The 13,784-nt window shown below is 69.6% G+C and carries 12 protein-coding genes; 7 read left to right on the top strand and 5 right to left on the bottom strand.

Translation table 11 applies throughout. The annotated features are described in order from the left end of the window. Positions 1 to 59 precede the first annotated feature (59 nt). Positions 60 to 659, bottom strand: coding sequence for a TetR/AcrR family transcriptional regulator (locus tag ACU6P3_RS21370; RefSeq protein WP_447193683.1), 600 nt, complete (start codon positions 657 to 659; stop codon positions 60 to 62). A 118-nt stretch (positions 660 to 777) separates the two neighbouring features. On the opposite strand from ACU6P3_RS21370, the gene ACU6P3_RS21365 reads away from it, so the two are divergent. Further along, positions 778 to 1,530 carry an SDR family NAD(P)-dependent oxidoreductase gene (locus ACU6P3_RS21365; protein WP_447193682.1) on the top strand — a complete coding sequence of 251 codons (753 nt, stop codon included), beginning with the start codon at positions 778 to 780 and terminating at the stop codon, positions 1,528 to 1,530. Positions 1,531 to 1,637: 107 nt separating this feature from the next. Continuing rightward, positions 1,638 to 2,387, top strand: a complete 750-nt coding sequence (locus ACU6P3_RS21360) for an SDR family oxidoreductase (RefSeq protein WP_447193681.1) — start codon at positions 1,638 to 1,640, stop codon at positions 2,385 to 2,387. Positions 2,388 to 2,662: 275 nt separating this feature from the next. Here the strand turns inward: ACU6P3_RS21360 and ACU6P3_RS21355 are convergent, their stop codons facing one another. Both ACU6P3_RS21355 and ACU6P3_RS21350 read right to left on the bottom strand, forming a co-directional pair. Further along, positions 2,663 to 3,928, bottom strand: a complete 1,266-nt coding sequence (locus ACU6P3_RS21355; RefSeq protein WP_447193680.1) for an IS701 family transposase — start codon at positions 3,926 to 3,928, stop codon at positions 2,663 to 2,665. 304 nt (positions 3,929 to 4,232) lie between these two features. After that, on the bottom strand, positions 4,233 to 5,078 hold the full coding sequence (locus ACU6P3_RS21350; protein ID WP_447198001.1) for an enoyl-CoA hydratase/isomerase family protein: 846 nt from the start codon (positions 5,076 to 5,078) through the stop codon (positions 4,233 to 4,235). 332 nt (positions 5,079 to 5,410) lie between these two features. On the opposite strand from ACU6P3_RS21350, the gene ACU6P3_RS21345 reads away from it, so the two are divergent. The 4 genes from ACU6P3_RS21345 (at position 5,411) to ACU6P3_RS21330 (ending at position 9,771) form a co-directional block, all read left to right on the top strand. Further along, complete coding sequence (locus ACU6P3_RS21345) at positions 5,411 to 6,466, top strand: Lrp/AsnC family transcriptional regulator (protein ID WP_447193679.1); 1,056 nt, start codon at positions 5,411 to 5,413, stop codon at positions 6,464 to 6,466. 51 nt (positions 6,467 to 6,517) lie between these two features. Continuing rightward, complete coding sequence (locus tag ACU6P3_RS21340) at positions 6,518 to 7,921, top strand: L-serine ammonia-lyase (protein WP_447193678.1); 1,404 nt, start codon at positions 6,518 to 6,520, stop codon at positions 7,919 to 7,921. A 62-nt stretch (positions 7,922 to 7,983) separates the two neighbouring features. Then, positions 7,984 to 9,195 (top strand): metal-dependent hydrolase family protein, encoded by a 1,212-nt coding sequence (locus ACU6P3_RS21335; protein WP_447193677.1) that lies wholly within the window; start codon positions 7,984 to 7,986, stop codon positions 9,193 to 9,195. Between the two features lie 12 nt (positions 9,196 to 9,207). After that, positions 9,208 to 9,771, top strand: coding sequence for a carboxymuconolactone decarboxylase family protein (locus tag ACU6P3_RS21330; protein ID WP_447193676.1), 564 nt, complete (start codon positions 9,208 to 9,210; stop codon positions 9,769 to 9,771). A 175-nt stretch (positions 9,772 to 9,946) separates the two neighbouring features. Here the strand turns inward: ACU6P3_RS21330 and ACU6P3_RS21325 are convergent, their stop codons facing one another. Continuing rightward, positions 9,947 to 10,933, bottom strand: a complete 987-nt coding sequence (locus ACU6P3_RS21325; RefSeq protein ID WP_447193675.1) for a LysR family transcriptional regulator — start codon at positions 10,931 to 10,933, stop codon at positions 9,947 to 9,949. Positions 10,934 to 10,996: 63 nt separating this feature from the next. On the opposite strand from ACU6P3_RS21325, the gene ACU6P3_RS21320 reads away from it, so the two are divergent. Further along, positions 10,997 to 12,316: an MFS transporter gene (locus ACU6P3_RS21320; RefSeq protein WP_447193674.1), complete on the top strand. Its 1,320-nt coding sequence runs from the start codon at positions 10,997 to 10,999 to the stop codon at positions 12,314 to 12,316. Positions 12,317 to 12,639: 323 nt separating this feature from the next. Here the strand turns inward: ACU6P3_RS21320 and ACU6P3_RS21315 are convergent, their stop codons facing one another. Next, complete coding sequence (locus ACU6P3_RS21315; protein ID WP_447193673.1) at positions 12,640 to 13,725, bottom strand: helix-turn-helix transcriptional regulator; 1,086 nt, start codon at positions 13,723 to 13,725, stop codon at positions 12,640 to 12,642. Between the last annotated feature and the right edge of the window lie 59 nt (positions 13,726 to 13,784).

Below are 13,784 nucleotides of genomic sequence, written 5' to 3'. Positions count from 1 at the left end.
CCCTCGCCTCAGCGTTCAATGACCTTCATGACCCGCAACCGCCGGCTGATCGTGCCCGGTCACGCCCGCAAGCCGTTGATCGCGGCGTCGACCGCGGCCAGGGCAGCGCCCCTGTCGAGACCTGCCCTCGACACGAGCGAGAGACCTTGGACGACGTACAGCAGGAGCTGGGCCTGGGCCTCGGGGTCGGCACTGTCGGTGACTTCCCCGGCGGCCTGTGCGCGGCGCAGTGCGTCGGTGACGATGTCGGTGAACCGGCGATATGAGCGGGCGACGATTTCCGTGGCCTCGTTGTCATACGGCACGAGTTCGGCGGTCGCGTTGCCGACGAGGCAGCCGTTCGGCACCCCCACGTCGGAGACCAGTTCGTCCAGGCGCGTGGGGTGGGTCAGGATCTCACGAAGCGCCGGCAGGAGTGGGGCGGTGTCGAGCGCGACGGTCAGGCGCCGCTCGTACACGTCCCAGTAGAGCCTGACAGCTTTGAGGTAGAAACGGCGCTTGTCCCCGAATGTTCCGTAGAGGCTGCCGCGCTCGACAGCCAGCGCGTCGACCAGGTCCTGGATCGACGTAGCCCCGTACCCCCGGGCCCAGAACAGTTCAAGCGCGCGCTCCAGCGTCTTGTCCTTGTCGAACTCGCGAGGGCGTCCAGTTCGTGCCACGTTCCCGACCCTACAACTTCTTGACAGCCCGTTCAAGAAGTCGTAGCTTCGCCCACATCACTTCTTGAACGGCTGCACATAAGTCGGCGGAACGCACGTCGACACGAAGGGTGAAGCAATGGAATTGGCAGGCAGGACGGCCCTCATCACCGGATCCGGCGCGGTCGGCGGACTCGGGCATGCGACGGCCAGGGTCCTGGCCGCACAGGGAGCCGACGTGATCATCACCGGCACCGATCCGGAACGCGGCGCCGAGGCCGTGGATGACCTTCGGGCGGCCGGTGGCGGGTCCGCCGCCGGGACGGTGCGCTTCGTCGCAGCCGATCTGGTCGACGCGGAGGCCGTGCGCCGTCTGGTCGAGGACGCCGGAGCAGTGGACATATTGATCAACAATGCGAGCGTCATGACGTTCAGCCCGACCACCGAGCAGGACATTGCGAGCTATGACGCCGCCTTCGCGGTCAATGTACGGGCCGCGTTCCTGCTCACCGCGCTCGTCGCGCCGAAGATGGCCGCCAACGGCGGCGGCAGCATCGTCAGCGTCAGCTCCACCGCGGCCGGCCTCGGCATGCCGGGCATGGCCGTCTACGGCGCCACCAAGGCGGCCATCGAATCGTTGACCCGCACCTGGGCGGCGGAGTTCGCCCCGGCGAACGTGCGGGTCAACGCCGTCGCTCCGGGCCCGATGCGCACCTCGAAGGTGGTCGCGGCGATGGGCCCGGACATGGGTGGCATGGGCCTGACCACCGCGCTCAAGCGCACCTCCGATCCGGCCGAAGTGGCACATGTGATCGCCTTCCTCGCCGGCGACCGAGCCAGTTACGTGACCGGGACGACCGTGGCCGCCGACGGTGGCCGAACCGCCATCTGAGTCGAGACCGGCTGCCCGCCGAACAGTGCGCCGTACCGACGGGGACAGCCCGTCAGCGTTTTTGAACCACGCGCGCCTCGTCGGCGCCACACAAGGAGACGATTTTCATGGGCCGCCTTGACGGAAAGCACGCACTCATCACAGGGGGAACGAGCGGCATCGGCCTCGAAACAGCCCGCGAGTTCCTCGCCGAGGGAGCGTCTGTCGCGATCACCGGCCGCTCGCGCGAAAGACTGGACGAGGCCGCCCGACAACTGGAGGGTCCGCTGCTGACCATCGTCAGCGACGCCGGCGACGTACCCGGCCAAGCGGCGCTCGCAGCGCGGCTGCGAGCGGAATGGCCAAAGCTCGACATCCTGATGAGCAACGCCGCCGACGTCACCCACCTCCCGTTCGAGGAATGGACCGAGGAGGCATTCGACAGGCTCGTCGCCACTAACCTCAAGTCGCCGTTCTTCCTGATCAGAGATCTGCTGCCGCTCTTCTCGCAGCAATCCTCGGTCATCCTCGTCGGTTCGGTCTCCGCTTTCATCGGACACGAGAACGCGACGGTCTACGGTGCGGCCAAGGCGGGCCTGCTGTCCTATGCCCGTGGGCTGACGTATGAGTTGAAGGGCCGCGGTGTCCGCGTCAACGGACTGAGCCCGGGGCCGACTGTCACCAACGCGTTCGCGCCGCTTGGCCCCGAGCGCCAAGCCGCCCTCTACGAGGAACTCCGCCGGACCGTGCCCCTCCACCGCCTGGGAACGGCCACCGAGCTGGCGAAGGCAGCCGTCTATCTCGCCTCGGACGAGTCCGCCTACACCGCCGGCACCGTGCTGCGCGTCGATGGCGGCATCGGAGAGCTCGCTTACTAGTGCCGCGACCGGCAAGGTTTGCCCGTCAAGGAGCGGCGTCCGGTGCGTGTGATCGCAAGGCGGGCAGAAGTCCATGTAGCGGAGCTACCTGGGCTTGTGGCCAACGCGGCGAGCGCGCGTGCCGGGCGTCGCGACGGGGCAAACGTTGCCGGGAGGGGCACTAGTAGTGCTTGGTCATGTTGGTGCGGGGTGTGGCATGTCGCGGTGACAGGTGGGGCAGGCGCCGGTCCAGATCGCGAGGAGTAATTGCAGCTCGCGAACGACTTGGTAGAGGCTCAGGCCGACGCCGTCTCTTTTGGGGATCGGCTCAGTCGCTGCAGGGTGCAGAAGGCGTGGGCGACCGAGACAAGGGTGACGTGGTGGTGCCAGCCTGGCCATGTCCGGCCTTCGAAGTGGGCCAGGCCCAGGGTCTGCTTCATCTCGCGGTAGTCGTTCTCGATGCGCCAGCGGAGCTTCGCGGTGCGCACGAGGACGGGCAGCGGAGTGGTCTCGGGCAGGTTGGAGAGCCAGAACTGCACGGGCTCGTCCTGGTCGGCGGGCCATTCGGCCAGCAGCCAGCGGGCCGGGAGCCCGGTGCCAGCCGTGGCCTTGCGGATCTCACGTCCGGCAGGCCGGACCCGCAGGGCCACGAAGCGCGAGTACATGCGCTTGCGTCCGCTGTGGCCAGTGCCCGGCCTCGATCCCTCCCGCCACTGCACCGGCCGCGCGGCACGTTTCCCGGCCGCGATGACCAGGCTCTTCACGGTCTGTGCTCGCTCGGGGTAGGCCGGGACCGGCCGTCGGCCCAGGCCGGGGTAGGCCGGGGTGCACGGCTGTGCATCCCCGGGGTGCGCCGTGGTCGTGGTCGAGATGCCCACCACATAGTCGAGACCGCGTTCTTCCAGGCCGAGCCGGAAGGCGGCGGTGTCCCCGTAGCCGCCGTCGGTGATGACCTGGGGTACTTCGATGCCCCAGGACCGCGTCTCGTCGATCATGTCGAGGGCCAGCTGCCACTTCTCGACATGGCCCACCTCGGCGGGGATGGCGCACCTGGCACGGCGGGCCACTTTGGCCGGATCTGCCTTCGGCGAGGCGGGGTCCCAGCTCCCGGGCAGGAACAGACGCCAGTTCACCGCCGCCGAGGCACCGTGGGAAGCCAGGTGCAGAGAGACGCCGGCCTGGCAGTTGGTGACTTTGCCCGCTGTGCCGGTGTACTGCCGGGTCACGCACGCGGACGCGTCCCCGTCCTTGAGGAACCCGGTGTCATCGATGATCAGCGCGGTGGGCTTGATGACCGGCTCCATGCGCCAGGCCAACCGGGCCCGCACATGCGCTGCATCCCACGGACTGGAAGTGACGAAGTGGGCCAGGGCCTGACGGTTCCCGTCCCCACCCAGGCGGGCGGCCATCGGCTCCACCGACTTACGCCCGCCGTCCAGCAGCAGACCCCGCAGATAGACCACACCCCACCGTCGCTGATCCACCCGCGCGAACGGCTCGAACATCTCCGCCGCGAAGTCCTCCAGATCACACCGGACCGCAGCCAACTCCCCACCCAGCACACCCGGTCAACGACACGACCAATCAAAAAGACACGCCATCCCAGACCGCACATGACCAAGCACTACTAGTGCCGCGTCAGCGGCAGGGAACCTTGCCGGACGCCGATCATCCTCGCGTCGCGGAAGGCGGCCAGGGCGGGGCGGCGGATCCAAGGATCCGCCGCCCCGCCCTGACCGAACAGATGTTTCACCGGCGCTCGCCTGGAACTGGCTCGCCTCCCGGCAACACCCCGATGAGACCAGCGGGCGAGTGTCGGCCGCCGTCCGTGACGGCGGCCGACAACCCGCTTCGTCCCTCAGGTTCTCACCACACTCTGCGTGAGCGCGCCTCGACGACCAGGTCGGGGTCGGGAATCTGTCGCTTGGCGGCGACGGTGGCGAGCATCTGCTGCGAGAAGTGGAAACCGAAGTCTTCGGCAACGAGCTTGCGCCAGGGGCGAGACACGATGTTGTGGGTTGCCCAGCGGGCGAACCGCGGGCGCTTCATGATGTCGCCCGCGATCGCCCACGCCTTCGGCAGGAGCTCCTCACGCGGAAGCACGTCGCTGACGAGTCCGTAGTCGAGTGCTTTCCGCGCGGGGATGGAGCGACCACTGTAGATGTCGTAGGCCGCCCGCTTCGTGCCCATCAGGTGCTGCAGGGCGAGCGAGAGTCCGTCTCCCGGCGCGGTGCCCGCCATGAAGTGCGGATCCATGAAGTCCGCGTCTTCCGCGGCCAGAGTGATGTCGCTCAGTAGCGCGAACTCGGTGTGGATCCCGGGACCGTTCACCGCCGCGATCGTCGGGATGTCGAGGTTGTTGACGAAGTTCTCGATCAGCTTCCACGCGTCGATGGTCTGCTGGAAGATGTAGTCGGGCTCCTCCTCCACGACGGGCCGCGGCCACGACTCCTCCGGGTCGCCCCGGAACCAGGTCTCGCCGGTGCCGGTCAGGATGAGGACATGGTTGTCGGGGTCGTTGCCCACGTCCTGCCACACCCGGTTCCACGCGTTGTGGGCGGGCCAGTTGTGGACGTACGGACCGCCGTCGGTGTGGAGCCGAAGCTCGATGATCCCGTTCTCCCTGCGCATCTTGAAGAAGGCGGCGTACTTCTCGGAGTACTCCTCAAATGCGGTCGGTGGAACGTGGCCTTCCCACCGGGGGTCTGACATGGTCGCCAAGGTCGTCCTCCTTCGTCAGCGCCGGGATACCGACGCTCTCGCCAACGTGGAGATCATTGCTCCGCGAGGAAGCGACATGACCGGCGACGCAGGAAAAGTCCCCAGAAGCCGACCCCGGTGAAGGTTGACGACAGGCAGGCGCGCTCTTCTGCCGCAATTCGGCCGGCGTCACGAGCTCCACGCCGGCACTCAAAGGGAATCGCGAGTCGCGGCGCGTGGAATCTCCGCACGGAGCCACGTCAGGATGTTTCGGCACATTGCGCTTGAACAACCGCATGCCCGCCGAAGCATCGACCTTTTCCCGTAACCTAGAGTCACGTCCTATGAGTCATTTGGACGAGAGTCGGCAGGACTACGACCTCGATGAGCTCGATCGGCGGCTCATCCATGCCCTCCAGATCAACCCGCGAGCACGCTGGGCTGCGCTGGCGCCGATTATCGGGGTCGACGCGGTCACCCTCGCCCGGCGCTGGGAACGCATCGTCGAGGCCGGCATCGCATGGGTGTCCGGCCATCCCGGCCCGGAGCTGAGAGGGCCGTCGGCCATACTGGAGATCGAAGCCCACCCTGCCGCCACGCTCGGTCTCGCACAGGAGATCGCGGCGGACAGTGAAGCGTTCACGGTGGACCTCACGGCCGGGGGACGCGAGATGCTCGTGCTGGTGGCCACATCCAGCATGGATGCGCTGACGGCGTATTTGATGATGCGGGTACCGGCACTTGACGGGATTCGGGCGACCCGGGCCCACTTGTTCACGTCGCCGTTCGTGGACGGTGGTCAGTGGCGTCTTCGCTCCCTGTCGGCCGGGGAGATCGCCGCGGTGGAGCGGAGCGTCGAGGTCTCGCGATCCCCGAGCAGCCGCGTCGACTCTCAACTGGAGGACCAACTCCTTCGCCTGCTGGGAACGGATGGCAGGGCGACAGTGGCCTTCCTGGCGAGAACCCTCGGCGTGGGCCAGCGCCGGGTGCGGGATGTGGTTGCCGCCATGAGCGCGCAAGGCCGACTGGACATCCGCCTGGATATGGCAAAGGCGCAATCAGGCCGACCGGTTCATGCGTGGTACTTCCTCCGGGTCCCTGCCGCGCTCGTACAGCGCGTCGGGTCTGTGCTCACGCGTATCGGCGAGATCCGCCTCGCGGTCTCGACTGTCGGGCAGTACAACCTCATCCTCGCCGTGTGGTTGCCGACGCTGGCTGACGTGCAGCGGCTCGAGGTCGTCCTGGAGGAGAAACTTCCCGGCGTCAGCATCGCCGACCGCTCCGTCGTGCTGCGCACGGTCAAGAAGGAAGGACACCGCCTCGATGCCCGTGGGCGCGCCACTGGCGAATTCAGCCCTCTGCTGACCAATATGCCTCAGCCGGACGCGTCTTTCGAGTGAAAACCTGCACCAGGCCGGAACCATAACGAGCGCGGACTACCGTCCTGCGTCATGACCACTTCGACAGCTCCTGTCGGTGTCTTCGACCTGTTCACTATCGGGATCGGGCCCTCGAGTTCGCACACAGTCGGGCCGATGAAGGCAGCCGCCGCCTTCGCGAAGGACCTGCGACGAGCGGGCACGGCAAACAGTGTCGAATCAGTGCGCGTGGAGATATTCGGCTCGCTCGCCGCGACCGGACACGGGCACGGCACGTTCACCGCGGTGCTTCTCGGCTTGGATGGTGCGGAATCAGCGAGGATCGACTCCGGGGAAGTTGAGCGAAGGCTGGCGGACATCACGGCATCCGGCACGGTGAGCCTGGGCGCGGGGCGACGAATCCCCTGCCGGATCGAGGACTTCGTGCTGCGACCGTTGACCGTCCGTCCGCGCCATCCGAACGCGTTGACGTTCACGGCGTACGGCCATGCCGGCGTTGTTGTTCGATCAGATACGTACTACTCCGTCGGAGGCGGGTTCGTTGTCCGCGACGGCGGTGAGGAGCGCCCCTCCGGCGAGCGACCGACGTCGGTTCCACACCCGTTCCGCACGGCGGCGGAGCTGCTCGCTGTCTGCGACCAGACAGGTTCCCGCATCTGCGACGTGATACGCGACAACGAACTCGCGGGGCGCTCGCACACCGACCTCGGCCAGGGGTTGCGCGAACTGTGGGACACGATGCAAACGTGCGTCACGGCGGCTGTATCGCGGACAGGGATGCTCCCTGGTGGCCTCGGCGTCCGTCGTCGAGCCGGTGCGTGGGCGTCGCGATTGGACCGCGAGGACCCCGAGCACAGTGAGCAGTACTGGCAAGAGCGTGTCAACTTCATCGCGTTGGCAGTGAACGAGGAGAACGCCAGCGGTGGTCGCGTCGTGACCGCACCGACCAACGGTGCGGCCGGCATCATCCCCGCCGTACTGTTCTACGCGTTGAACTACACGGCTGCCGGCAAGGGCGCCGACGAGGACTCACGCAACGACATCGTCGAGAGGTTTCTGCTCACCGCCACGGCGGTGGGCAGCCTCTGCAAGGCCAACGCCTCGATCTCCGGTGCCGAGGTGGGTTGTCAAGGCGAGGTCGGTTCCGCGTCTGCGATGGCTGCGGCCGGACTGGCCGAGATCCTCGGCGGTACACCGCGCCAGGTGGAGAACGCCGCCGAGATCGCGCTGGAGCACAATCTCGGCCTGACCTGTGATCCCGTTGCCGGCCTCGTACAGGTGCCCTGCATCGAACGCAACGCGATCGCCGCAGTGAAAGCGATCAACGCCGCGCGCATGGCGCTCTGGGGCGACGGCAACCATCACGTCTCGCTGGACCAGGTCATCGCCACCATGCGTGAGACCGGCGCGGACATGAACCACAAGTACAAGGAGACGGCCCTGGGCGGGCTGGCCGTCAACGTTGTCGAGTGCTGAAGCCGCGTCAGGCACCCTCCGCACCCAACCTGCGCGGTCGAACCATCAGGAAATGAGGAGCCATGGCAATCCGCACAGTCTTCAAGAACGGGACCGTCTTCGACGGAACCTCAGCAGGCATGGCCGACCTCGTCATCGAAGGCCGCCACGTCGTCGATATCGGGACCGATCTGGACGGTGATCACGTTGTGGACTGCTCCGGAATGTCGGTCGTCCCCGGGCTGTTCGACTGCCACGTGCACGTGATGACCCGGGACTTCAACCTCGCACGCGCCGAACAACAAGCCTTCTCCCTGCAGTATTACGAAGCGCGGCGCAACCTGTCGCTCCTGCTCGACCAAGGCATCACCTCTGCCCGAGATGCCGCGGGCGCGGACCTGGGGGTGAAGCAGGCGATCGCACAAGAACTCATCGAGGGACCGCGACTGCAGATCGCGATCTCGATGCTGTCCCAAACGGGCGGGCACGGCGATGTCCATCTCCCCTCGGGAGGTCATCGATCGATCCCGATGATGACGGCACACCCCGGACGGCCCAACCCGATCGTCGACGGCCCGGACGGAGTGCGGCGAGGAGTCCGTGAAGTCCTGCGCGCGGGAGCCGACGCAGTCAAGATCGCCACCACCGGCGGAGTCATGTCTCCGGGCGATAATCCCCGCCACGCCCATTTTCGCGCCGACGAGCTGGCGGTGATCGTCGCCGAGGCCGCCGCGGCCGACACCTACGTATTCGCCCACGCGCAGGGGACCGAGGGAATCAAGGCAGCCTTGCGGGCCGGCGTCCGTTCCATCGAACACGGCTACTACCTGGACGACGAAGCAGTCGACCTCATGCTCGAGCGCGGCGCCTGGCTCGTTCCCACGCTGTCGGCAACACGCGCCATCATTGACGCCGCCGAGAGCGGCCTACCGATCCCGGAAGAGAACGCCAACCTTGCCCGTGAGGCCCTCGAAGCTCATCAGGCGAGCTTCGCACTCGCCGTCCAGGCGGGAGTGAAGATCGCCATGGGGACCGACAGCCCGCCCTACTGGAGCCCGGCAGCGAGCAACCTCAAAGAACTCGCTCTGATGGTGAACTCCTCGTCGATGTCCGCGCTGGACGCCTGGCGCGCCACGACGTCGAGCGCGGCCGAACTCCTCCGATTCGACACCGCCGGAACGTTGGCAGCCGGCAAGCTCGCGGATGTGGTCGTCATCGCGGGCAGTCTGTCCGATCTCGACGACCTTCGCGGCCGGGTCCGTCAGGTGTGGCTCGACGGCACGCAGGTACGGTGACGCGCTGTGCGCATGCCCTCGATCAAGCCCGGCGAACTGACAGCCGAGCAGCGCTCGCTCGACGATCACGTCCGACAGCTCATGGCCGGGTTGCCCGCGCCGTTCACCTCGACCGATCCCGATGGCGCGCTCATCGGCCCTTTCCCGGTGATGCTCCGCTTTCCCGGGCTCGCCCGCCCGCTGCTGGAGTGGTTCACGGCCGGCACCGGCGCCTCCGTCCTGCCCGCACGGGTGCGCGAGGTGGCGATTCTCACCACGGGCTCGCGGTATGCCGCGGCCTACGAGCTGTACTCGCACTCCCGGGTCGCGCTGGCCGTCGGTCTGCCGGAGGACATCGTCGAGGGCCTGGTCGCGGGGCAGCGCCCGGCAGGCATGACCGCCGAGGAAACGGTCGCTCACGATGTGGCTGACCGGCTGCACAGCGGCGCGCCTTTGCCGGGCGCGCTTTACCGAGCCGGGGTCCGCACCTTCGGCGACTCCGGCATGGCTGAACTCGTCTTCCTCGTCGCGCAGTATGCCGCCATCTCGGCGATCCTCAATGCGTACGACGTGCCACTGCCGCCCGACGGCGACTGACTCCGCGTCAGCGAGCCCGTGCCCGGGCCCGAAAGGGCGCCGGGCCGGCCTGCCCGGCGCCCTTTCGGGCAGTCCGCGGCAGGAGGGTCGCGCGAGGCCCTCGGCGACCGGCACCTGGGCGACGGCGGTCCGGGCCGGGCCCCGGTCGGTACTCGTCAACGCCCTGCCGTCTCCCTCAGTCCGGGAGCAGTTGGCCCCTGCGGGAGAGCAGGAAGCGCTTGAAGGCCGCCACCGGCGGGGTGTCCTGGTGGCCTGCGAGCCAGGCGACGCCGATCTCGCGGGCCGCGCGCGGGGCCGTGACCGTCAGTTCCACGACTCCCGGGCGGGGCACGGCCGGTGGTGGCAGCAGCGCGACGCCCAGCCCGGCCGCGACCAGGCCCCGCAGGGTCTCCGCCTCCTCCCCCTCGAAGGCGACGCGCGGCCGGAAGCCCGCCTCGGCGCACAGGTCGTCGGTGATCCGGCGCAGCCCGTAGCCCGGTTCCAGCGTGACGAAGGTTTCGTCGGCGGCCTCGGCCAGCCGGACCCGCCTGCGGCCCGCGAGCCGGTGGTCGTCGGGGACGACCAGCAGCAGCCGCTGCTCGTCCAGCCTGCGGGCGACCAGGTCGGGCGCGTCCGGCACCGGCGAGGTGAGGCACAGGTCGAGCTCGCCCGCGCGCAGCCGCTCGATCATCGCCTCGCCGTAGTTCTGCACGAGCTGGAAGCGCACCCTCGGGTGGTCGGCGCGGAAGGCCCTGATCAGGGCGGGTACGGTCTCCGAGCCCATCGTGTGCAGAAAGCCGAAGGCGACCTTGCCGGAGGCCGGGTCCGCGTCGGCCCGTACGGATTCGGCGGCCCGCTCCACCTCCGCCAGGGCGCGTTCCACGGAGCCCAGGAACGTACGGCCCGCGGGGGTGAGGGTGACCGTACGGCCCCTGCGGGCGAACAGCGCGATCCCCAGGTCCTCCTCCAGCCGCACCATCGCCCGGGACAGCGTGGACTGCGGTACGCCCATCTCCCGCGCGGCGCGGGTCACATGCTCGTGCCGCGCCACGCCCGCGAAGTACGCGAGGCGCGGCGCGAGGACGGCCGGCCAGGACTCCGCGTCGAGATGGGAGATCGCCTGGATGTTGTTTTCGTAACCGTTCCATGACAGCCGCGGCCCTGAACTGCGTTCATGCACCATGGGAACGATTATCGCCATTCCATGCATTGGACGCATGAAGATGCCGTGTCTAGCTTCGGAGACATGCCTTCCGCCAGTACCGAGGCACCCGCCACCACGCCGGGTGCCTCCGCCGCGCCGTCCGCGTCCACCGACGCTCCCGCTACCGCTGCCCCCGAACTGCTCGCCCCCGGCCGTCCCGGCTACCGCCGGATGAGCTTCGCGCTCTTCGCCGCCGGAGTCGCGACGTTCGCGCTCCTGTACTCGACGCAGGCCCTGCTGCCCGCCATCTCCGCCGGACTCGGCGTGAGTGCCGGCCAGGCCAGTTGGACGGTGTCGGCGGCGACGGGCGCGCTGGCGCTGTGCGTACTGCCGCTGAGCGCGCTGTCCGAGCGGTTCGGGCGGCGCTCGATGATGACCGCCTCGCTCGCGGTCGCGGTGGCGGTCGGGCTGCTGGTGCCGTTCGCGCCGAACATCGAGACGCTGATCGCGCTGCGCGCCGTCCAGGGCGCCGCGCTGGCCGGGCTGCCGGCCTCGGCGATGGCGTTCCTCGCGGAGGAGGTACGGCCGAGGGCGCTGGTCACGGCGGTCGGCCTGTTCGTCGCGGGCAACAGCGTCGGCGGCATGAGCGGCCGTATCGTCACCGGCTGGGCCGCCCAGCTGTGGGGCTGGCGCGTGGCGCTCGGCGCGGTCGGGCTGATGGCCGTGGCCTGCGCGGTCGCCTTCCGCCTGCTGGTCCCCCGGGCACGCAACTTCACCGCCCGTTCGCTCAGCCCGCGCGCACTGGCGCGGACGGTCGGCGGGCATCTGTCGGACCCGTTGCTGCTGCGCCTGTACGCGATCGGCGCGCTGTTCATGACCGTCTTCGGCGGCGTGTACACCGTGATCGGCTACCGGCTGGCGGCGGAGCCCTTCGGCCTCCCGCAGGGCCTCATCGGCTCCGTCTTCCTGGTCTACCTGGTGGGCACGGTCTCGTCCTCGTCGTCCGGCAAGCTGGTCGGGCGCGTGGGCCGGCGCGGCGCGCTGTACCTGGCGGTGAGCACGACGGCGGCCGGACTGCTGCTCTCCCTGGCGGACACGATGGTGGCGGTGGTGCCGGGGCTGGTCCTGATCACGGCCGGCTTCTTCGCGGGCCACGCGGTCGCCTCGTCGGCGGTGAGCGGTACGGCGAAGACGGGCCGCGCGCAGGCGTCCGCGCTCTACCAGTCGGCGTACTACCTGGGCTCCAGCGCGGGCGGCACGCTCGGCGCGGTGGCCTTCCACGCGGGCGGCTGGGCGGCGACGGTGGGCCTCGGCCTGCTGGCGGTGCTCGGGGTCGTGTCGATCACGCTGTACGGGACGAGGGCGGCCCGTATCGAACGCCGCGGCGGCGCGCTGACGCGCGCGGAAGCCGTGGGGCGCTGACGCGGCGGTGGTGCGGGCCCGGTCGGCGCGGGTGCACGGTTCGGGCCCGGCCCGGGCAGCCCTCGGACCTGGCCCAGCGCGGTCCGGACCGGATCCGGACTGACCGGCTCAGTCCAGGCCTTGGCCCCCCGCACGGGCCTGGACCGTCGTCGGCGCGGGTCGCCCAGGGCTGCGGGTCTCCGGGGCGACGCGGCGCGGAGCGCCCAAGGGCGGCGAAAGGCCGGTGGCTGTTCGACGGCGTGGTGTCCTGTGACGTGCGCCTCGGGGCGCGGCCCCCGTGCCCCGGGCCCGTGGCGGTCCGGACGGCAGGCACCGGGGGCACGTCATCCGGTCGGCGTGACGCCGTCGGTCGCTGTCGGCGCGTCGGTGGCGGGCGGGACCTCGGTCAGGAGCGGTCCGTCCGGCGTCGGCGGAGCGTCGGCCTCCGGCGCGGCGCCCGGCGCGGCGTCCGGCCTCGAAGAGACATTGGCGGCCAGCAGCTCTCGCGTGTGGCGCAGCAGCGCCTCGCGTACCTCGTCGGGCGCCAGCACCCGTAGCGGCGTGGCCAGGCCCAGCAGGTAGCGCGCCAGGCCGTCCGCGTCCGGGCCGCCGACCTCGGTGATCGTCGCGTCCGGGCCGTCCGGGCGGTGGGTGCCGACCGTCGCCGGTATCAGCCGCAGCGCGCGGTCCATCGGCATCGGCAGGCGGACCGTCACGGACATCGGGTACGCGCTCGCCGCGATGCCGTGGGCGACGAGCAGTGCCGGATCGGGCGGCTCCGAGATGTCCACCGGTTCCCCGGTCGGCCGCGCCTCCACCACCCGGTCGGCACGGAACGTCCGCCACTCGTCCCGGGCCACGTCCCGCGCCACCAGGTACCAGCGGCGCCGCGCGCGCACCAGCCGGTACGGGTCGGCCTCCCGTACCGTGCTCCTGCCCTCCCGGTCGCGGTACGAGAGCCGGACGCGCTCACCCGCACGGCACACGGTGGCCAGGTTCAGCAGCACGCCGGGCCGTATCTGCCACCCCCCGGGCCAGGGCGCGGTGACGAACGCCGCGTCCAGATCACCGAGCCGGTCCGCGACCCGCCCCGGCAGCACCTGGCGCAGCTTGAGCATCGCGGACAGCGCGGCCTGGTCGCTGCCGAGCACCCCGCTCAGCGCTGCCTCGCGCAGCCCGACGGCCACCGCCAGCGCCTCCTCGTCGTCCAGGATCAGCGGGGGCACCCGCGTCCCCCGGCCCATGCGGTAGCCGCCCCACGGCCCCGGGTCGGACTCGACGCCGTAGCCCAGTTCGCGCAGCCGGGCGACGTCGCGGCGGACCGTGCGGTCGGTGACGCCCATGCGCTCGGCGAGTTCGTCACAGGTCCAGGACGGACGTGAGGACAGCAGGGAGACCAGGCGCAGCAGCCGGGCGGAGGTACTGATCACACCCGGAAGTGTGCGGCACGACCAGGACCGTAACTGTCCTGGTCCGGTTCTAACGTCGT

This window comes from Streptomyces hebeiensis (assembly GCF_052983195.1).
This window is presented reverse-complemented; position numbering and strand designations above follow the sequence as displayed.